This window comes from Bifidobacterium sp. WK012_4_13 (assembly GCF_041080835.1).
Lineage (GTDB): Bacteria > Actinomycetota > Actinomycetes > Actinomycetales > Bifidobacteriaceae > Bombiscardovia > Bombiscardovia fermentum.
The window spans coordinates 384,991-406,520 of sequence record NZ_CP129683.1 but is presented as its reverse complement, the minus strand read 5'-3'; the positions used below and the strand labels follow the sequence as shown (position 1 = coordinate 406,520).

At 56.2% G+C, this 21,530-nt stretch carries 15 protein-coding genes, 1 tRNA gene and 1 pseudogene; 5 read left to right on the top strand and 12 right to left on the bottom strand.

Going from position 1 to position 21,530, the window contains the following annotated elements; all coding sequences use genetic code 11:
* Positions 1 to 65: 65 nt before the first annotated feature.
* The 5 genes from QN062_RS01600 to QN062_RS01580 all read right to left on the bottom strand — a co-directional run bounded on the left by QN062_RS01600 (position 66) and on the right by QN062_RS01580 (position 5,762).
* Positions 66 to 701, bottom strand: coding sequence for an NUDIX hydrolase (locus tag QN062_RS01600; RefSeq protein WP_369341883.1), 636 nt, complete (start codon positions 699 to 701; stop codon positions 66 to 68).
* A 234-nt stretch (positions 702 to 935) separates the two neighbouring features.
* Positions 936 to 1,898, bottom strand: coding sequence for a Nif3-like dinuclear metal center hexameric protein (locus QN062_RS01595; protein WP_369341882.1), 963 nt, complete (start codon positions 1,896 to 1,898; stop codon positions 936 to 938).
* Between the two features lie 179 nt (positions 1,899 to 2,077).
* Positions 2,078 to 4,972, bottom strand: coding sequence for a DNA polymerase I (gene polA / locus QN062_RS01590; RefSeq protein ID WP_369341881.1), 2,895 nt, complete (start codon positions 4,970 to 4,972; stop codon positions 2,078 to 2,080).
* Between the two features lie 19 nt (positions 4,973 to 4,991).
* Positions 4,992 to 5,606, bottom strand: a complete 615-nt coding sequence (locus QN062_RS01585) for an ANTAR domain-containing response regulator (protein ID WP_369341880.1) — start codon at positions 5,604 to 5,606, stop codon at positions 4,992 to 4,994.
* Between the two features lie 82 nt (positions 5,607 to 5,688).
* Positions 5,689 to 5,762, bottom strand: a tRNA-Leu gene (locus QN062_RS01580).
* 120 nt (positions 5,763 to 5,882) lie between these two features.
* Between QN062_RS01580 and QN062_RS01575 the strand changes: the two genes are divergently transcribed.
* Complete coding sequence (locus tag QN062_RS01575) at positions 5,883 to 6,479, top strand: NUDIX domain-containing protein (protein ID WP_369341879.1); 597 nt, start codon at positions 5,883 to 5,885, stop codon at positions 6,477 to 6,479.
* Between the two features lie 433 nt (positions 6,480 to 6,912).
* Here QN062_RS01575 and pyk read toward each other — a convergent pair whose 3' ends face one another.
* From pyk to QN062_RS01545, 6 genes are all read right to left on the bottom strand, one after another.
* Complete coding sequence (gene pyk / locus QN062_RS01570; protein ID WP_369341878.1) at positions 6,913 to 8,355, bottom strand: pyruvate kinase; 1,443 nt, start codon at positions 8,353 to 8,355, stop codon at positions 6,913 to 6,915.
* Between the two features lie 162 nt (positions 8,356 to 8,517).
* On the bottom strand, positions 8,518 to 9,498 hold the full coding sequence (locus tag QN062_RS01565) for a TerC family protein (protein WP_369341877.1): 981 nt from the start codon (positions 9,496 to 9,498) through the stop codon (positions 8,518 to 8,520).
* A 78-nt stretch (positions 9,499 to 9,576) separates the two neighbouring features.
* Positions 9,577 to 11,688, bottom strand: a complete 2,112-nt coding sequence (gene uvrB, locus QN062_RS01560; protein ID WP_369341876.1) for an excinuclease ABC subunit UvrB — start codon at positions 11,686 to 11,688, stop codon at positions 9,577 to 9,579.
* A gap of 111 nt (positions 11,689 to 11,799) precedes the next feature.
* Positions 11,800 to 12,432 carry a dephospho-CoA kinase gene (gene coaE, locus QN062_RS01555; RefSeq protein ID WP_369341875.1) on the bottom strand — a complete coding sequence of 211 codons (633 nt, stop codon included), beginning with the start codon at positions 12,430 to 12,432 and terminating at the stop codon, positions 11,800 to 11,802.
* A 162-nt stretch (positions 12,433 to 12,594) separates the two neighbouring features.
* Positions 12,595 to 14,082, bottom strand: coding sequence for a 30S ribosomal protein S1 (gene rpsA, locus QN062_RS01550; protein ID WP_369341874.1), 1,488 nt, complete (start codon positions 14,080 to 14,082; stop codon positions 12,595 to 12,597).
* 107 nt (positions 14,083 to 14,189) lie between these two features.
* Positions 14,190 to 15,074, bottom strand: a complete 885-nt coding sequence (locus QN062_RS01545) for a bifunctional methylenetetrahydrofolate dehydrogenase/methenyltetrahydrofolate cyclohydrolase (RefSeq protein WP_369341873.1) — start codon at positions 15,072 to 15,074, stop codon at positions 14,190 to 14,192.
* A 159-nt stretch (positions 15,075 to 15,233) separates the two neighbouring features.
* Between QN062_RS01545 and QN062_RS01540 the strand changes: the two genes are divergently transcribed.
* The gene (locus QN062_RS01540) at positions 15,234 to 16,289 is read left to right on the top strand and encodes a metal ABC transporter solute-binding protein, Zn/Mn family (RefSeq protein WP_369341872.1); all 1,056 of its coding nucleotides are present in this window, start codon (positions 15,234 to 15,236) and stop codon (positions 16,287 to 16,289) included.
* Between the two features lie 202 nt (positions 16,290 to 16,491).
* Here QN062_RS01540 and QN062_RS01535 read toward each other — a convergent pair whose 3' ends face one another.
* A complete protein-coding gene (locus QN062_RS01535; RefSeq protein ID WP_369341871.1) occupies positions 16,492 to 17,091 on the bottom strand; it encodes a CarD family transcriptional regulator in 600 nt (199 codons plus the stop codon).
* 124 nt (positions 17,092 to 17,215) lie between these two features.
* Here QN062_RS01535 and glgB point away from each other — a divergent pair.
* From glgB to QN062_RS01520, 3 genes and pseudogenes are all read left to right on the top strand, one after another.
* Positions 17,216 to 19,467: pseudogene (glgB, locus tag QN062_RS01530) on the top strand (1,4-alpha-glucan branching protein GlgB).
* Between the two features lie 55 nt (positions 19,468 to 19,522).
* Complete coding sequence (locus QN062_RS01525) at positions 19,523 to 20,254, top strand: response regulator transcription factor (protein WP_369341870.1); 732 nt, start codon at positions 19,523 to 19,525, stop codon at positions 20,252 to 20,254.
* A gap of 116 nt (positions 20,255 to 20,370) precedes the next feature.
* Positions 20,371 to 21,399, top strand: coding sequence for a sensor histidine kinase (locus QN062_RS01520; RefSeq protein WP_369342499.1), 1,029 nt, complete (start codon positions 20,371 to 20,373; stop codon positions 21,397 to 21,399).
* The last annotated feature ends 131 nt before the right edge of the window (positions 21,400 to 21,530 follow it).

The window sequence follows — 21,530 nt, the reverse complement described above, 5'->3', positions numbered from 1 at the left end:
ATTACAGTATGACACCTCAAAACGATAAGCGAGTGATGCAAGCGCGTCAGGGCGGACCATCATCGTCAGCGCGTCTCCCTGACATTGAGAGCCGCCTGGACCCCTGCCCTTCTCATGGCCTCGAACTGCAGGGCGATGACGCACGTAGCGGACTGGATCTTCAATGAGGACAGGCGTTCCCAGGAGACCCATGCGGATTGGACGTGCTCGTCCGCGTCGAAATGCGTCGATTCAAGCTTCCATCTGTGAAGGTCGATTGCCATGACATGTGATATTTCATCGCTCATGCCGACAGAGGAATACGCGTCACTGATGCATGTCACCGTGTATGCGTGTGCGTCCGGTCTGATGCCGGTCTCCTCCCTCAGCTCGCGCAACGCGGCGTCCTGTACGGATTCGCCATCATCCATGAGTCCGGCCGGAAGACCATGCACGAAGGCATTGCAGCCAACTCGGTACTCTCGCTCCGCCAGATACAAGTCCCTGACCGTATCATGCACGATCATCACCACCGAAGGTGCATGTCGGACTATCTGACGGGTTATTCTCGTGAAGTTCCCGCCCTTGATCGGCAGATCGATGCTGAGGTCGTCGACATCGAAGATCGCCCCGGAATACCGTGTGATTCGCGTTGCAATCCGCGGATTGCCGGTCATGTCTATGTCATCGTCTTGCTGCTGCGTCGTTTCCATCATCTCCATCGTCCCTCCGTAATCTCCATCGTCCCTCCATCATCTGCATTCTTCGCTCCACCACCACCCAGCGCTGAACGGATTCCGTCAGATCGTGAGTTTTTGGCACTTCGCTGAGTAGACGCGCACGAAAACGGCTTGACTGCCTCCGTCATATCAACGATTCAGGGCGTGTATATCCTGACAAGTGCCAAAAACTTGACAATGGGGTGCCAATAGGCCCGCGAACCCCACTGCGAGACTTCAGATCCGCAGATTCCAAGGGTCGGTGTTCAAGGTCGATACGCGTGTTTCGACGGCGTGCAATTGGCGCCGCCGCAGCGCATCCTTCAGATCGGTCGCCGCATAGTCCAGCCAGAGGCGTTCGATCGCCGAGTGGGGCGTGTTGATGAAGGCTGGATATGGAGCATCATGCTGTCCCCTTTCGGCAGCGTATCCCGAAGCGGCGAGCATGTATTCATAGCGTGATTGCTGATATGCATCCGTGACGGGGTGATGCCGCAGGTCGCTGGTCACGTACACGTCGGCATCGCTGGCACGGACTTCATCGAAACACGAGTCACCCGAGCCCGGCAGCACGGCAATCCGGCGTACCAGCCCGTCGAGCTCGCCGCAGACCTGAATGCCGGACGTCGTCTTGGGAAGCACCTTTGCAATGGAAGCGGCAAATTCCCTGAGGGTCTGCGGCTTGGGCAGTCTCCCCACGCGCCCGAGGCCCACATCATGGCCATGCTGCTGGATGTCCGCAGGAATAAGCGGATGCTGATCGAGCAGCCCAAATCTGTCGGCGGCGCTCTGCGCAACGCCGCGGTAGGAGACATCTGCATTGGTATGGCCCACCCAGAGCGCACAGTGATTGCGGATCAAGGCGTTGACGATGCCTCCGCGAAAGCCGAGACCGCTGACTTGGTGAACCGCCTTGAAGAGGAGTGGGTGGTGCGTGATCAAGAGATTGGCATGCTGCCTGATTGCCTCGTCCACGACGTCCATGGTCGGGTCGACGGCGAATATGACCTTGTTGATTCCCGTGGAAAGGTCACCCACGATAAGGCCAGGGGCATCCCAGCTCTCGCTATATTGGAGAGGATAGAGATCTTCGAGGATGCTGACGACCTGGTTGAGATTCGGCTGCGACGATTCTGCGTTGCGAGGCTTGCCAGATGAGGAAGATCCTGTATCTGCGGAATCAGAAGCTGTTTTGTCCATTTCAAAAACCTCCAATATGTCTCGTCACGGAGATGCCGTGATCAGGTTGCGTTGCCAGAGCTGCAAGAACGATGAAGCTCCGGCAACGAAGGCATCCGGAGTCCCAGCCCCATGTCCAGCCACGTCCAGCCAGGGACAGCCACGTCCAGCCAGGGCCAGCTGGACCCAATCGGACACGTTCAGTGTGCCGCCTGCTGCCAATCCGCACCCACACCTGTCGAGACATCAAGTGGCACGGCGATGTCGACGGCGTGTTCCATAGCCTCTGAAACCAGGGATGTGACCTTGCTGACCTCGGATTCCACGACTTCAAGCACCAGTTCGTCATGTATCTGAAGAATTATCCGACTTTTCAATCCTGCGGAACGCAATGCCACATCTGCACGAATCATCGCTATCTTCATGATATCCGCAGCCGAGCCCTGGATCGGGGCGTTCAACGCTCCCCGTTCGGCTGCATCTCTGACCTGGCGTCTTGTGGACTTCAGCCCAGGGAAATACCTTCTTCTGCCGAACATCGTTTCCGTATAGCCCTTATCCCTTGCCGTGCTCACCAGCGACTCGAGATAATCGTGGACCTTGCCGAATGTTGCGAAATACTTCTCTCGCAAGATATCCGCCTCGGCTGGACTGACGGCAAGCCGCTGTGCAAGCCCATAGGTGCTCAGACCATATGCCAGGCCGTAGCTCATCGCCTTGACATGGGATCGCTCATCACCGGTAATGTCATCCACCGATTTCTGATAGACGAGGCTTGCGACGTACTTATGAAAGTCCCTGCCTGATTTGAAGGCCTCGATAAGCGCCTCATCGCCTGAGAGATCAGCCATTATTCGCAGCTCGACCTGGGAGTAGTCGGAACTCATGAGATAGTCGTATCCCTGTGCAGGCACGAATGCGGAACGAATCTCACGGCCCTGAGCATTCCTGTTCGGAATGTTCTGCAGATTGGGATCGACCGAACTCAACCGTCCTGTGGCGGCCACAGTCTGTTCAAAGGTGGTATGGATCCGTCCATCTTCTGCATTCACGGAGTCGATGAGCGTCTGCATGATCTGCTTGAGCTTGTTGGTCTCCCTGTATCTGAGGAGAGCTCCCAGAAAGTCATTCGCCTTCTGGTTGTCCGTCGACTTCAGGTACATGCTCTGCAGCGCTGCGGCATTGGTGGTGTAAGAGCCGCCCTTGGTCTTCCTCGAGTGCTTCAGTCCCAGATCCTCGAACAATACCTTCTGCAGTTGCTTGGGACTCTGCAGATTGATCCGGGAGCCCGCATTCTGCCATGCGACATCCTGGGCCTGCGAAGCATCGGCCACGAAGCGATCGTGCAATTCCTTCATTCTGCGGGTGCTCACCGACGCCCCATACGATTCCATAGAATGCAGCGTCGATGAAACCGGGATCTCAATCGATCGCAGCAGCCTGTATTGTCTGCGCTCGTCAATGATCGGTGCCAGATAGACCCCGAGCCGGGAGACAAGAATTGCCCGCTTCAGGGACTCTGGTTCGTCCCGTTCCTCGGAACCCTCGGAATCCTTGCCATCGTCCGAATCGTCTTTATCGAATGCAAAGCTTCCCTGCTCGATGGTGACATCATTGCTCTCGTCATGAATGTCGAGGAAGTGAGCGGCGGATGCAGACAGGCTGTCGGCATGGAAGTCAGGTTCGACGATGTATCCGGCCAACTTCGTGTCGAACATGGGTTCATTGAGGCTGAGTCCGCAGGCGTCGAGGACATGCCTCTGCTCCTTGTAGCCATGCACCAATATCAATGATCCGAAGTCATTGAGAAATCGTTGGAGCGATTCCTTCATCTCGGAATCCTTGCTGAAATCGTCGAGAACGACGGCATGGTCGTCGGCAGCGACGATCGTCAGCGAATGGAATCGTTCTCTCCCTGGCGAGTCCCTACCGTCGGCGTATAGCGTGATGGCCTTCGAGAGAGCGGATCCCACTGCCGCGGACTCATTGAGAGCAGGATTGCCTTCGGCATCCGTGACCGGTGCGATCGAAGGCAGTTCGGCCTCGCCATGCTCTGCAACCCAGGCTTGAAAGGCATCGGCGTCAGAGACATGATCGAGAACCGTGGATATCTCTTCCTTTGGCGTCTCTGCGACGGCATCGTTCTCGATCCCTGGCTGCGCCTGGTCGAGCCTCGTGCCAGCGTCGGATCCGAATGCAGCAACGATGCGCTTTCTGGTACGCGCACCGAACTGCAGTTCATCAAAAAGCTTGGAAAGCTCCTCCGACTGTATGTCGCCATATTCCAAATCTGATATGTCAACGCCAAGATCCATGTCTCGAACCAGGGCATTCACCTTGCGGTTGAGCTTTACCTGTTCGATGTTCTCACGCAGAGCCTCGCCCTTTTTCCCGCCAATGTCGTCCGCATGTTCGAATATCCCCTGAAGACCGCCATACAGGTTGATCCATTTTGCCGCATAGCCGTCGCCGACACCAGGAACGCCAGGGATGTTGTCCGCGGTTTCCCCACGCATGGCGGCAAGATCCGGGTATTGAGATGGAGAGACGTGATACTTTTCCTGAATCGAACCGGCAGTCATATGCTTCAATTCCTTGAAGTGATGGCCCGGATAGAGCACGGTCACATAATCGTCGATCAGTTGGAATGCGTCTCGGTCGCCAGAGAGAACCAGAGTCCTGTATCGGGCCTGGGATCCCATCGTCGCCAATGTCGCGATGATGTCGTCGCCCTCGAAACCGCGTCGCTCGACATACATGATCCCCAGCGAAGTGAGCAGCTTCTGGATGAGGGGCAGCTGACTGAGCAGATCCTCAGGCGCGGCATCACGGGTGGCCTTGTATTGCTTGAGCATCTTGTTGCGAAACGTTCCGCCCGACATATCAAAGGCTACGGCAAGATGATTCGGCTTTTCCGCTTCGATGACCTGTGCGAGCATCGTTGCGAAGCCCCACACGGCGTTTGTCGCCTGACCGCTTTGCGTCGTGAAATTCTCTGCAGGCAAGGCAAAATATGCCCTGAAGGCGAGAGAATGACCGTCAACTACAAGGAGCGTGTCTTTCTGCGATTGCCCATGCTGCGAATCCGTGTCCATCTCCCTGCCTTTCGTTGAATCAGTCGTCACCCTCTACCTGAGCGATGACCGCATCTGCAACTTCCTGCATGGTAAGCCTTCTATCCATGGAAGTCTTCTGAATCCAGCGGAATGCCTCGGATTCCGTGAGACCCATGTTTTCCATGAGGAGTCCCTTGGCGCGGTCGACGCGCTTTCGTGCCTCGAATCGGGCCTTAAGATCGCTCACCTCATCGCGGAGGGTGTTGATCTGCTCGAATCTCGTGATTGCAACCTCAAGGGCGGGCAGAAGCTTTTCAGGAACGAATGGCTTGACCACATACGCCATGGCACCGGCTTCGGCGGCCTTCTCGACGAGCTTCTGCTGTGAGAAGGCGGTGAGCATCACGACGGGAGCCAGATTGTCCTTGCCGATTTCCTTCGCGGCGGCAATGCCATCCATACCAGGCATCTTCACATCCATGACGACGACATCGGGCTTCATCTGACGAGTGAAGTCCAAAGCCTCCTGGCCACTTGCAGCCTCACCGACGACATCGTATCCGGCATCACTCAAGGCTTCGACGATATCGAGTCGGATCAGCGATTCATCCTCAGCGACAACCACGGTTCTGCGTGACTGAGACTCTTCGCCGCTATCCTTTTCCGCTACCATGCCAACCTCATTTCCGTATTTTTCCTCCCAGCGTAGCTTCCATGCTCCCCTAGGTGCGTATGCTGACAGGTTCCTGCAACCGTGCCCCCGGTGAGACTCGAACTCACACTGCACGGATTTTGAGGCCGTTTCCTCTACCAATTGGGATACAGGGGCTTGCTGTTACCTTTTGGGAATCTACCATATTCTCGCGACCATGCAACATCGCCGCGCGTGGCGGCATACAATAACGGTAGGCATGCAATGCACGTAACTTGTACGAAGCAAGGAGATTCCATGAGTAATCCGACATATCGACCATTTGACCCCTGGCGCCCCTCCCCCGTCAAGGAGGGTTCGAGGACGCAGATAGTCCAGAGCCACTATTTCAACGTTGATCAGGTCTCTTTCGACTCAAACGTCTTCGGATCGTTCGAACGATACATCCTGCACGAAAACAACGGAGACACCGTCGCCATACTTGCGCTGACACCCGACGGCAGGATTCCCCTGATCGAGCAGTATCGCATTCCGACGCACCGTTGGACGCTCGAGATACCTGCCGGCCATGCGAATTCGCCAAACGAGAAATCATTGGATGTCGCGAAGCGCAAGCTTCGCGAGGAAGCAGGCTTCGAGGCAAGCGATTTCTCCCAGTTCGGTCGCTTCATCAATACGCCGAGCTTTTCGAACCAGCACACGTCCATGTATTATGCAACAGGCCTGACTCCGGTTGACCGTGGCATCATCGGTCCTGAGTCCCCTCGTTCGAGCGTCCGCCTATACACGCCTGAGGAGGCTTACAAAATGGTGCTGAGCGGCACGATAGTAGACGCCAAGACGGTCATTGCCATTCTTCGCGCTCAGTGCGGTCTTGGCGAAGAGCAGCGATAGCGCATCGAGCCGTAGCAAACCGAAGCGACGAAGCAAACCGATATCAAGCTGAAGGGTACCTGAAAAGGGCTTCTGCCAGTGCGATATCGGTTTTTCATTCCCCAGGAGGCGACAAGCTGCAGTTTCATCAGAGAGTCCGTGGTGAGATATGTGCGATGTGACAGTGTGATGTCACAGTTTGATATCACACATATCACTGCGGGGGCACTTATGAGCGGGCTTTGAAGCAGGTCAGACCGTAGAGGCGATCAGGCGCGAGGAGCAACCGTGGTCGCAGCATTGTCGCAGCGTTGCCACATCATGCATGCCCGTCGTATGCCTGTGGATGTCCCCAGGAAGTCGGAGGTGAATGACGAAGATGCCCTGGACCGTGCAGTTTGCATGGCCCAGGGCATCTCATATAGGAAGGGCGATGAATTCCTATGCTTTGGTATCAGTCAGCTGCGCCGACCGAATGAACATAGATGGAATCGGTGCTTCCGGCCTTGTGCTCGCCCTGGGCGCTGCTCAGGAGCACGATCTTGTCGCCATCGGCAACCTTGCCAGCCTTCTTCAAGGTGTCGTCGGCAAGCTTCATCAGTTCCCTGCGTGTCAGGTCGTGATAGTCGTCGTCGAGCAGGAATGCTTCGGTACCCCAGCTGAGTGCCAGCCAGTGATAGGTATGCATGTTGGTGGTGATGCCGAAGATGGGAGCCGAAGGACGCTCGCGCGAGATGCGGTGGACTGTGTTGCCAGTCTGCGTGAAGGCAACGATTGCCTTGGCGTTGAGTTTCTCGGCCAAGTCAACGGCGGCGGATGAAACGGCGCCGGAGTTGGACATGTCGAGCTTCTTCAAATCGGGAATGCGGTCATAGCCGTGATCCGTCGCATAGCCCGAAATGCGTGCCATGGTCTGAACGGTCTCAGTCGGATATTCTCCAACTGCGGTCTCGTTCGAAGTCATGGTCGCATCTGCGCCATCAAGGATGGCGTTGGCGCAATCGGATGCCTCTGCACGTGATGGGATTGGAGAATGAACCATGGAACCGAGAACCTCGGTGGCCACGATGACAGGCTTTGCATACTGACGAGCAAGCTCGATGCAACGCTTGGTGACCAGAGGAACCTGTTCGAATGGCATCTCGACGGCCATGTCGCCACGAGCGACCATGATGCCATCGAAGGCACGCACGATCTCTTCGAGGTTGTCGACTGCCTGTGGCTTCTCGATCTTGGCTACGATCGGGATGCGGCGGCCTTCTTCGTCCATGATCTCATGGGCGCGATCGATGTCGGTCGCGAAACGAACGAATGACATGGCGATGATGTCCGCGCCGGTCTGAATGCCCCAGCGAAGATCTGCCTCGTCCTTTTCCGTCAACGCAGGAAGGCTGACTGCAACGCCTGGGAGGTTGATCCCCTTGTGGGACGAAACCGGACCCGCGACGACGACCTTGGTGTGAACTTCATTGCCCTCGACCGATGTGACCTCAAGGCGAACCTTGCCGTCGTCGATGAGGATGGGATCGCCTGCATGGCAGTCTCCTGGAAGACCCTTGAAGGTCGTCGAGGTGATGTGCTCGTCACCGGTGACGTCTTCGGTCGTGATGATGAACTCCTGGCCCTCCTTGAGGAAGACCTTGTCTTCGCCATCCGCGTTCTTCTTGAACCAACCGCAGCGGATCTTCGGTCCCTGGATGTCAACCAGAGCCGCGACGTTGCGTCCTGTCCTCTTGCTTGCTTCGCGAACGTTGTTGTAGACCTTGAGGTGATCCTCAGGAGTGCCGTGAGAACGGTTCAGACGTGCAACGTCCATACCGGCCTCGACGAGCTTGGTGACGTTTTCCAACGATTCTGTGGCTGGTCCGATAGTGTCTACGATTTTGGCTTTGCGCATGAATGCCTGCCTATTTCTAATTGGTGAACGAGGCTTGACAGCCTCGAATTGTTTCCAGAAACAACTGTACTATCTTTCACCGACCAAAAACGAGAAATGACGGAGGTGTGTTGTTAGCGCTCACAATACTGTCAATGCTTGGAATCATTGGCATCGAGCATGCTATTTCTCAGCCTCGACGGATTTCATGTGAATCAGACTCGCTATTGCCGAGCTTCCAATCGAAACCACGATGACGGCAAGGGAAAGCCATGTCGGGACTTCCGGAACTGCCTCGATGCCGTGACCGCCATTGATGAATGGCAGCGTATTCTCATGAATCGCCTCAAGGACGAGCTTGACGCCGATGAACGCAAGCACGACCGCAAGCCCTACTGGAAGGTACACGAGCTTGTCGAGCAGAGCCCCAAGCAGGAAGTAGAGCTGCTGAAGGCCCAGGAGCGCGAACACATTCGAAGTGAAGACGATGAAAGGGTCCTTGGTCAGGCCGAATATCGCCGGAATCGAATCGAATGCGAAGAGTACGTCGGTCGTGCCTATCGCCAGGAACACGACGAGCATCGGGGTGAAATACCTCTGGCCACCGTGCGTGGTCCGCAGATGTTCGCCATCGTAGTCATCGGAGATCTTCATAAACCTTCGCAGCATGCGAATCAATCCGTTTTCCTTGTATTCCTCATCATCGTTCGATCCGAATACCATGCGGACCGCAGTGACCAGAAGGAATCCGCCAAAGATGAAGAACACCCAGGTGAACCGGGTTATCAGGGCGGCTCCGGCAAGTATGAAGACTCCTCTGAGCAGCAAGGCGACCGTGATGCCGATGCTCAGCACGTATTTCTGGAGGGTCTTCGGAACTGCGAAATTCGACATGATGATCACAAAGACGAAGAGATTGTCGATGCTTAGGGAGTATTCCGTCAGCCAGCCGGAATAGAACTCGATTGCCGGCTTCGAACCGGCCACCATCCACAGCAGGCCGCCGAACAACAGTGCCGCGACGACGAAGAAACCGATATGGGTAACGCATTCGCGGGTACTTGGAACGTGTGGTTTCCTGCCGATGAAGAAGATATCTACTACGAAGAACAGTGCGAGCACGACAAAGGTGCCGATCATAAAGGGTAAGGGGGTTTCAGCCATAATTGCCCACTATACGACCCACCGAGAACCTGCGCCTTCCCAAGAATGCAAGTCCGTGCTGCAACATGGCCGGAACGGCTATTTCGCGCCGTTGACCATGCCGCGCAATTCCTTCTTCAGATCGTGTATCTCATCGCGAAGACGAGCGGCTAGCTCGAATTGCAGCTGTTCCGCCGCGGTATGCATCTGCTCGCTGAGCTGCCGAATCAGATCGGTCAGGTCCTGGGCGGGAAGGCCGGCCTTGAGAATCTCCTCATGACGCTTCTGAGCTTCCTTGTCATCGAAGGTCGGCACGCCGAGATGCGAATTGCCTGCCTTGTTCGCGTTGCGATATCCGCCGTCAAGCAGGGATTGCGTATCGACGTCCTCATGCGCGATCATGTCATTGACATCGCTGATCTTCTTGATCAGTGGCTTGGGATCGATGTGATGCTCTCTGTTGTATTCGATCTGACGTTCACGGCGACGGTTGGTCTCGGAGATTGCCTTGTTCATCGAATCGGTACGTTCATCCGCATACATGAGTACGGTTCCGGATACGTTTCTGGCAGCGCGCCCTATGGTCTGGATCAGGGAACGATAGGATCTGAGGAAGCCTTCCTTGTCGGCATCGAGGATTGCCACAAGCGAGACCTCGGGCAGATCGAGTCCTTCTCGAAGGAGGTTGATGCCGACTATGACGTCGATGGTGCCGGTTCTGAGTTCACGCAGCAGTTCGACGCGTCTGAGCGTGTCGACGTCGGAGTGAAGATACTCCACCTTGATGTCGCGCTCCACCAGATAGTCGGTCAGGTCCTCGGCCATCTTCTTGGTGAGCGTCGTCACCAGAACGCGTTCGTTTCTCGCAACCCGTTCCTTGATCTCTGCGAGCAGGTCATCGACCTGCCCCTTGACGGGGCGCACTTCGATCTTCGGGTCCAGAAGGCCAGTCGGACGAATGATCTGTTCGACGACGCCGTCGGAAAGTCCAAGCTCATAGTCGCCCGGCGTCGCCGATAGATACACCGTCTGGCCGACCCTGTCGAGGAACTCCGGCCATTTCAACGGCCGGTTGTCCATCGCGCTCGGAAGTCTGAAGCCGTGCTCGACAAGCGTTCTCTTTCTGCTTGCATCACCCTCATACATGGCTCCGATCTGAGGAATGGTCACATGCGATTCATCGATCACGAGCAGGAAGTCGTCAGGGAAGAAGTCGATGAGCGTATGCGGCGGCGTGCCGGGCGCACGTTCGTCGAAGTGTCTGGAGTAGTTCTCGACACCTGAACAGACCCCTATCTGGGTAAGCATCTCAAGATCGTACGTCGTGCGCATGTTCAGACGCTGCGCCTCAAGCTCCTTGCCCTGCTTATGCAGTTCGGCGACGCGAGAGTCAAGCTCGTCCTTGATGGTCTTCAGCGCGTGCTCCATGCGATCGGGACCGGCGACGTAATGCGAGGCGGGGAAGATATGCACCTCCTGCTTCTCCTCTATCTCGTCGCCGGTAAGTGGGTGAAGCGTGGATATCCTGTCGATCTCATCCCCAAAGAACTCTATCCTGATTGCCAGCTCCTCATACACTGGAATGATTTCGACCGTATCGCCGCGAACGCGGAACGTGCCTCTGACGAAGGCTATGTCGTTGCGCTTGTATTGCATGCCGACGAAGGTGCGAAGCAGATCGTCCCTGTTAAGCTGCTGACCCTGCTTGAGGAACAGCATCCGGCTTGCATATTCTTCGGGAGTTCCCAGGCCATAGATGCAGGATACGGTTGCGACGACCACACAGTCCCGGCGGGTGAGCAGATTCGCCGTCGCCGCATGGCGCAGCCGTTCGACATCGTCGTTGATGTTCGAATCCTTCTCGATATAGGTATCCGTCTGAGGAATGTATGCCTCAGGCTGGTAATAGTCATAGTACGACACGAAATAGCTGACTGCGTTGTCTGGCATGAGCTCCCTGAACTCTGCGCACAGCTGGGCGGCCAATGTCTTGTTCGGCTCGATGATCAAGGTCGGGCGCTGAAGCTTCTCGATCATCCATGCGGTGGTCGCGGTCTTGCCTGTTCCGGTGGCGCCCATGAGCACCACATCGTTCTCGCCGTTGTTGATCCGTGTGACCAGGTCATCGATTGCCTGGGGCTGATCGCCGGATGGATGATATGGAGACTTCACTTCGAAAGGCTTGTTCGCTCGTTCGATATTGAATCCCATGCATTCCTCCTCGTGCGGTCATCGACGGGGGTTCCGTCCTGACCCTGACCTTCAATCACATGCCCATGCAGTCGCGTTCTCTGTGCGACCGCCTGCATCTCCTGCAACGGCTCATGTCTCCTGCAACAGCTCAGCATATATCCTATCAACACATTCGAACATCTGTTCGAAGCTCACAGCTGAGTCGATGACGATGTCGGCGATGGCCAAGCGTTGCTGTTCGGAAGACTGGCTGCGAATGCGCGCATTGGCCTCTTCCGGAGACATATGACGAGTGCTGACCATGCGTTGAACACGCATGCCAACCGGTGCCTCAACGGTAATGACGTGCCGAAAAGTGAAGGGGATCGAATCCCTCACCTCTGTCAATAACGGAATGTCATGAACGATTATGGGAGTTGTCTCGGCAGCATCGTTCACATCGCTGTCAAGAAGCATGGATTCGAGGATTGCCGCCTGTTCGTATACCAGCGGATGCACGATGGCATTCAGGCGCTGCAGCATATGCCGATGCTGCTTGCCGCCGAACACCACTGAAGCGAGCCACTTTCTTCGTAGTCTTCCATCATCGTCGACGGCTTCAATCCCGAAGGTCGATATGATGCGTTCCAATCCGAGCGAGCCTGGGGCGACAACCTCGGCCGCAAGCCTGTCATAATCGATGACGCATGCCCCAAGCTCTTTGAGGTGCGCGACAACCGTACTCTTTCCAGCTGCGATGCCGCCGGTGATGGCAATTCTCATGGAGTGCCGTCCTTGATTGCTGTTCACCATGTCATATAGGGAACAAGGTCATATAGGGAACACGGTCATATAAACAAATGAAGCCCGCCGTTATGGTGGGCTTCATTGCAACGGTTCAGGCAAGACTCATCAGATCAGAGCCGTGCACGTTCCGTTTGCGTTTCACTTCTTTTCGCTGAGCAGCTGTTCGCGCAGAGCAGCAAGCTGATCGTCGGCAGCAAGTGTGCCTTCGGTGCTTTCCTCAGAAGAATAGTTCGAGGTTGCTTCCTCGGCCTTCTTCTCCTTCTGCTCTGATTCCTGACCATCCTCTGCAGCGGAGGCAGCGGCGTTCTCGAGCTCCTTGGCGACGAAGGCCTTGTGCTCTTCCCACAGCTCGTGAGCCGAAGCATACTGTGCTTCCCACTCTTCGCGCTGCTTCTCGTAGCCGGCGATCCATTCGTTGGTCTCTGGATCGAAGCCTTCTGGGTACTTGTAGTTGCCGTTCTCGTCATACTCCGCGGGCATGCCATAGAGAGCCGGATCGAAGTCTTCGGATGAAGGATCGACCGAATCGTTGGCCTGCTTGAGAGACAGGGAGATACGACGACGATCGAGATCGACGTCGATGACCTTGACGAACACTTCCTCGCCTGGCTTGACGACGGTCTCTGGGTTCTCGACGTGACGGTTGGCCAGCTCGGAGATATGAACCAGGCCTTCGATGCCGTCCTCGACGGAAATGAAGACACCGAACTGCACGATCTTCGTGACCTTGCCCTTGACGATCTGTCCGGGGACATGGGTGCGTGCGAAGCGCTGCCATGGATCTTCCTGCGTTGCCTTGAGGCTCAGGGAGATGCGCTCGCGGTCCATGTCGACATCGAGCACCTCGACGGTGACCTTGTCGCCGACCTTGACCACTTCGCTCGGGTGATCGATGTGCTTCCAGGAAAGTTCGGAAACGTGGATGAGGCCGTCAACGCCGCCAAGGTCGACGAATGCGCCGAAGTTGACGATGGAGCTGACGACGCCTTCACGAATCTGGCCCTTCTTGAGCTGAGACAGGAAGGTCTCGCGCACTTCGGACTGGGTCTCTTCCAAGTACTGACGACGTGAAAGCACCACATTGTTGCGGTTCTTGTCAAGTTCGAGAATCTTGGCCTTGATCTTCTGCCCGATGTATGGGCTCAGATCACGGACGCGACGCATTTCCACCAGCGATGCAGGCAGGAATCCGCGCAGACCGATATCGACGATCAAGCCACCCTTGACAGCTTCGATGACAGTTCCCTCAACAACGCCATCGGCATCCTTGATCTTCTCGATATCTCCCCAGGCGCGTTCATACTGTGCACGCTTCTTGGAAAGGATAAGACGGCCTTCCTTGTCTTCCTTCGTGACGACAAGGGCCTCGATCGAATCGCCGACCTTGACCACTTCATCGGGATCGACGTCTTTCTTGATGGAAAGCTCGCGTGAAGGAATGACTCCTTCAGTCTTGTAGCCGATGTCGAGCAACACTTCGTCGTGATCAACGCGAACGACGGTACCCTCGACCAAGTCGCCATCATCGAAGTTCTTGATGGTTGAATCGACTGCCTTGATGAAGTCCTCCTCGGTGCCGATGTCGTTGATCGCAACCTTCTGGACTTCTGTATTATTTTCTGCCATTAATTGAGTATTTCTGTAAGTAGTGGATGAATAAAATCGATATTAAGTTATTGGTGCATGCCCAAAGGGCACATACGCCCATAGTATATGCGAAAACTCGCGTGTTGTCACTTCCCGGAAGCCTGGCGTTCCGCAGCCTCCACGACATTGGTCAGCAGCATGGCGCGCGTCATGGGGCCGACGCCGCCCGGATTTGGCGTATAAGCCCCTGCAACCGTGCGTGCGGATGGGTCGATATCTCCGGAAATCCGCCATTTTCCGGTCTCCTTATCCTGCACTCGTGAGATGCCGACATCGACCAGGATCGCGCCTTCGCGCACATCCTCCGCCCGCACGATCCCCGGCCGTCCTGTGGCGGAGACGATGATGTCGGCCCGCTTCATCTCATCATGAAGGTCCTGCGTGCCTGTGTGGCACAGGGTCACCGTCGCGTTGCATTCCTTCCGAGTCAGCAACAGTCCGATGGTCCTGCCGATGGTTATTCCCCTCCCGATCACGCAGATCTTCTTGCCGTTCAGATCAATGTGATAGGCGTCAAGAAGCTCCAGGACACCACGGGGTGTGCACGGGAGCGGCGTGGAAATCGGTCCGGAGACGTGCAGCACAAGCTGGCCAAGGTTGTAGGGGTGCATGCCATCGGCATCCTTCGATGCGTCGATTCTGTCGATGACGGCATGGGTGTCCGTGCCCTTGGGAAGCGGCAGCTGCACGATGAAGCCAGTGCAGCTGCGATCCGAGTTCAGTCTGTCGACCATCGTGATGATATCGTCCGTCGTTGCATCACCCGGCAAATCGCATCTGATGGATTTTATGCCGACTTCGGCACAGTCCCGGTGCTTGCCTGCGACATAGCGTGCCGAAGCCGGATCGTCGCCGACAAGCAACGTTCCCAGACCGGGATATATTCCCCTTTGCTGCAAACGTTCGACACGTTGTCTCAGATCCCGTTTGACCGTCTGTGAAACAGCATTGCCGTCAAGCAACAAAACCATGATGAGACTCCAATTCTTCTCGAAATTGCTCCGAGTCATAGGCTATCGTGGATTAAGGATTATCGCCTTCATGTGAAGCTAAGGTTAATTGGGGTCGATTCAGGTTGTGTCGACGAGGATGGGCGCGCAGCCTCGAGGGTTTTGATGAAGAGGTCAGGTATGAGACAGCATATGGGCTTAGCCCGGAGGTTTTTGGCTATTTTCCTCACCATGGGGACAGTCGTCGCACTATCCGCATGCTCCTTCGCGTCGAAGGGATCGGCCACATCCTCGGCCCAGACTTCATCGTCTGCAGGACCGATTCCGGTCGTGGCGACGATTCGTCCGTGGGGATCGCTTGCAGCGGAGCTTGGTGGCGACCAGGTCAGCGTCACGACGATCATCTCTGACCCGAATCTTGCGATCAAGGAATATGAGCCGAAGACAGCCGACATCACGACTATCGGCAAGTCAAGGATACTGATGGTGAACGGTGCGGGATACGACGATTGGGCGATGAAGTCCGTTCCCAAGGATGCAACGCTGGTGAGCGCCTCCGATGCCGTTGGAGCATCGGAAGGAGACAACCCATATCTGTGGTTCTCCAAAGACGTTCGCAACAGCGTCGCAGCGGAGATGACCGAGGCCTTCGCCAAGGCCCTCCCATCCAAGAAGAGCTATTTCGACGCCCGCCTTAAGGCATGGAAAAAGACCGAGACGGCTCTTGAAACGCTGGTACGAACCGTTTCCTCCCAAGCCGACAAGAAGATGGGCTACGCACAGGAACGACCGATTGCATATTATCTGATGGCGGATCTGGGCTTCGTCGACGACACTCCGCAGAAGTTCGCTCAGACGCTGAGCAACAACGAGGAGCCCACCAATGCGGAGATCAACGAATTCCTGAGTCTGCTCGGTGAGTCCAAGCATCCATCGATATTCCTGCAAGACTCGACGCAGGCATCCACAGATATTCAGAAGAGACTTCTCAAGGCAGCACGAAGCAATGCCGTTCCCGTCGCCGACGTCACGGAAGAGATGCCCTCTCAGGAGACGAGTCTGAATGGGTGGATCACTGCAATCACGACGAACATCGCGAAGGCCACGGATCTGAAGACAGAGATCGCCACCGATGGCGGCAAGGCTGATTCGAAGTCCAGCCAGAGCGCTCAGTCCTCCTCCGATGCACAGCCAACGACGGATGCGTCCAGTTCATCTTCGAATACGGGGAAGTGATCTGGAACACTGCGGAGTGACTTGGAACATCCGAAGTGAACACCGCGAAGTGAATGCGGCGGAGTGATCTGGAACACCGCGAAATGACACGAAATCATTGCGTGCGGCGCAAGCCGACGAACAATGGAAAGAGGCGCTCAGCCCGTGCGTCTGGGCATCGCTGCCGCACAGCAGGGCGCGAAAGCCTCTGTTCTCTTCCCTCTTATTTCTTCTTCTTGCTGCCCTTGGCTTCCGCCTCCATGCGTGCCAGGGTTTCCATGACCGGCTCCTTTGGAGCCTTGGTATGATGCCTGTCATCGCCGGGCTGTGCAGGCTGGTATCCGAGATTGACATCGAGAAGCCGCTGCGCCTCATCGTCATCCAGGTCCTCGGAAAGAGCTATCTCCGATGTCAGGATGTTGCGCGCCTTGGTCAGCATCCGCTTCTCCCCTGCCGAAAGGCCGTGCTCGTCGACGTCACGCTGCGCCAGGTCACGGACGACCTCTGCGATGTTGTTGACGTCGCCCGTCGCTATCTTCTCGACGTTCAACTTGTAGCGTCGCGACCAATTCATTTCCTTTTCGACGATCGGAGTGCGCAGGATCTCAAAGACCTTCGCTACCTCGCGAGCGCCGACGATGTCACGGACACCGACCTTCTTGGCATTCTCAACTGGGACGTTGATGACCAGGCCGTCCGAGGACAACACCGAGAGTTGAAGGTATTGACGGGTGACGCCCTTGACGGTCCGTTCGGTAATGGCATCCACCTTCGCTGCACCATGCCGCGGATAGACAACCATGTCGCCGACTTTATATCCCATGAATCCTCCAGAGTAGCTTCAAACTGGCCTAAAAACCCAACCAATTGTGTCATGGCGTGAGGACTTTGGCCAAGAATCGCATGGGCTTTTGCCTATGTCCTGCAGGAACGTTTACACTCTGTTTATGACAATGCCTTCACACAATGGTTCAGCCAGCATGCCGATCAATGTCGATCACGCGATTTTGGATGCCGTGAGCAATGCTCAGTACTACAATCCCCACGCCATTCTGGGCGAGCACATCAATATGGAGAGCGACAGCCCGGATGTCACGGTACGCGTGCTGCGACCGATGGCGAAAAGCGTTGCGATCATCACCCAGGATGGTGAGTACCAGATGCAGCACGAGTTCAACGGCATATTCACCGTGGTCATCCCCGCCCTGCAGACTTCCATGCGCTACTCCGTCCCCGACTACCGAATCAGGACGCAATACTCCGACGGAAGCGTCCATGTCGAGGATGATCCCTACCGCTATCTTCCCACCATCGGTGACATCGACATCTATCTCTTCGGCGAGGGCAGGCATGAGCGTCTATGGGAGATCCTTGGCGCCCATGTGCGTACCTATGACGACCCCATGGGTTCTGCAAGCGGCGTCGATGGCCAGCAGGTTCTGGGCGTATCCTTCGCCGTCTGGGCTCCCAATGCCCATGCGGTGCGCGTCGTCGGCGACTTCAACTCCTGGGATGGCCGCAGCAATGCCATGAGGGAGCTTGGATCCTCAGGAATCTGGGAGCTCTTCATACCTGGGCTGCAGGCCGGAGAGACATACAAGTACCAGATACTCAATGCAAACTATGAATGGGTCATGAAGGCCGATCCCATGGAACGCGGCCACGAGATACCTCCGGCCACCGCATCGGTCGTCGTTGACTCGCGGCATGAATGGCAAGACGACGACTGGATGCAGCACAGGGCTCGCAACGATCCGCACAACGGACCCATCAGCATCTATGAGGTCCATGCCGGCAGCTGGAAGGAGGGACTCGGCTTCCGCGAACTGGCAGACGAGCTTGTCCCCTACGTCTCCAAGCTTGGATTCACGCATGTCGAGTTCATGCCGCTGACGCAGCATCCCTTCACTGGTTCCTGGGGATATCAGGTCACCGGATATTATGCTCCGGATTCGCGTCTGGGCAGTTCGGATGACTTGAAATATCTGATCGATTCGTTCCACAGGGCGGGCATCGGCGTGATCATGGACTGGGTTCCCGCGCACTTCCCCAAGGACAGCTTCGCGCTTGGCCGATTCGATGGGACTCCCCTCTATGAGGATCCGGATCCTCTGCGCGGCGAACACCCTGACTGGGGAACCTACATCTTCAACTTCGGACGCATGAGGTGCGCAACTTCCTTGTGGCGGATGCACTCTATTGGCTGTCGCAATTCCACATAGACGCCCTGCGCGTCGATGCGGTGTCTTCCATGCTCTATCTCGACTACAGCCGCGAACCCGGGCAGTGGAGGCCCAACATCTATGGAGGCCGCGAGAACCTCGAGGCGATTTCGCTGCTTCAGGAGGTCACGGCGACGGCGTATCGCCTGAATCCCGGAATCATGATGATAGCGGAGGAATCGACCGCATGGCAGGGCGTGACTTCGCCCACGAACATCGGAGGCCTTGGCTTTGGCCTGAAGTGGAATATGGGATGGATGCACGACACCCTTGAATACCTTCACGAGAGCCCGATCAATCGCAGATATCATCACAACGAGATCACCTTCTCGATGGTATATGCGTATTCCGAACACTACGTGCTTCCGATCTCACATGATGAAGTCGTTCATGGGAAGGGTTCGCTGATCGGGAAGATGCCCGGCGACGACTGGCAGCGGTTTGCGACGGTGCGAGCGCTGTTCGCGTATCAGTGGGCGCATCCTGGGAAGAATCTGACATTCATGGGGAACGAACTGGGACAGTTCGGAGAGTGGAACTACCAGCAGAGCATTGACTGGGATTGCATGAGCTGGCCAGACCATCGCGGAATCCAGAGCCTTGTCGCCGATCTGAACAGGCTGTACCGCGACGAGCCGGCCATGTGGTCGCAGGACTTCGATCCCGCAGGGTTCCAATGGCTCACGAGCGATGATTCCGACCATGATGTGCTGAGCTTCATGAGGATGGGATTGCATGACGAGTGCATGGTCGTCGTCGTCAACTTTGCAGGAACCGCGTGGCAGGACTATCAGATTCCTCTGCCCCATGGCGGGACATGGACAGAGGCGCTGACGACGGATGATGTGAAATACGGTGGTTCTGGCATACATAATGGTAGTTTTGAGGCCAGTGATGTACCTTTCCATAGTAGGGACTGGTCTGCAAGACTCACCGTACCTGCGTTGGGCGCAGTATTCTTGAAACCGGAAAACTGATGGTGGGAGATTTGGGGATACCCAACACACATATCGAAGGCAGGAAAACGTGAGCATGAATAACACCACAATTCGTCGCGATAACGCACATCGCACGATTCTTGTTGTGGAGGACGAACCGACTTTGGCAACTGCAATCGCGCAGCGTCTCACGGCGGAAGGATGGACGGCTCGCGTCGCCTCCGACGGTGCCAGCGCCGTGCAGGCCGCGGCGCAGCTCAAGCCCAACCTCGTCATCATGGACATCATGCTTCCTGTCATGGACGGCCTCGAGGCGACGAAGCGCATCGTTGCCGAAAGGCCCGTCCCCGTGCTGATCCTGACGGCTCGCGACGATGAGGCCGACAAGGTCATTGGCCTTGGTGCCGGTGCGGATGACTACATGACCAAGCCTTTCTCGATGAGAGAGCTGATCGCACGCTGCAAGGCGTTGCTGCGTCGCGTTGAACGGGCCAAGGTCATCGCGAAGAATTCGGAGAACGAGAAGATCCTCGACTTCGGTTCCCTGATCATCGATCCTGCACAGCGCCTGGTCACGCTTGATGGTCAGCAGGTTCACCTGACTCCGACCGAATTCGATCTGCTCGCCACCCTCGCGCGCAAGCCGCGTTCCGTGCTTACCCGTGAGAAGCTGCTTGAGGATGTATGGGATTGGGTCGATGCATCCGGAACGCGTACGGTCGATTCCCATGTCAAGGCGCTCAGGCATAAGCTTGGCTCGGACATGATTCGTACCGTGCATGGTGTCGGGTATGCATTCGAGCCTCCTGAGCACCACGCCGCATAGTTCTTCATCTCATCGCACAATCAGCACGTGGCAGCATAGGACTTATGAAAATCGACAGCAGCAAGCATCGGCAAGGTTCACATGACAGAGGCGAATCGCGTGGCAAGACCCAGCGAATGCCTGACAGGCCCATCGGCTTTCTGTCTTCGCTCAAGGGTGAGCTGAGCGTTCTTATCACCATTTCCACCGCCATTGCATTCGTCATGGCCTGGTTCCTGCTCAAAGTCGGACTCAACGGTTGGATAGCCATGCCGCTCACCCTGATCGTGGCCCTGGGCATCACCTATGTGTTTTCACGCGGGCTCACGGCACCGCTGCGACAGATGCGCGATGCGGCGGAGGCCATGTCTGACGGCGACTACACCGTCCGTGTGCAATCCGCGACGTTGAGCCATGATGAGATAGGGCAACTGGCACGCTCGTTCAACGTCATGGCAGCGGAATTGCAGCATGCCGATCAGATGAGGCTCGACATGGTCGCCAACGTCAGCCACGAGCTGCGGACTCCGGTCTCTGCATTGCAGGCGATGATAGAGAATCTGGCTGACCATGTCGTCGAGCCGACTCCCGCCAATCTTGAGAGCATTCTCAATCAGACGCATCGCCTTTCGGATCTCATTGCCTTTCTTCTCGATCTGTCACGCATGGAGGCGGGTGCCTCAAGCCTTGAAATATCGACCTTCGACTTTGCCGACTTCATTGACGAAACGATAGAGCCGCTTGAGATAGCCGATGCCGGACATGCCCATCAGATCGAGGTGGACGTCCCCCATGACATACAGATGGAGGGAGATCAGGACAGGCTTCGCCAGCTGTTCACGAACATCATCTCGAATGCGCTGAAGCATTCCGCGGATGGTACGACCGTACTCATAGAGGGACATGTCGAGATCAATCCTGCAAGTGTGGTCACCAATGTCGTGAACTATGGATCCCAGATACCTCAGGAGGCGCGTTCGGACATCTTCAGACGCTTCGTCAAAGGCAAGGCCGGTCCAGGAACCGAATCTGGAGGCACGGGCCTTGGACTTTCCATAGCACGCTGGGCGGCAAAGCTGCATGGCGGTTCGGTAAGCGTCGTCGATGATACGCGCGGAGCGGATTTCGAGATAGTGCTTCCCCAATATCACGATGCCGAAGCATAGTCGATTCGAACACCTGTTCGAGCTTGCCGCAAGCCTGCGCTGACACATCCGGGGAATGGGCGGAGTCGGGCGTGCCCGCCTGACATGCTTGCGGAATCGATGCACGCGGTTGCATATGTCCCTTTCATCAG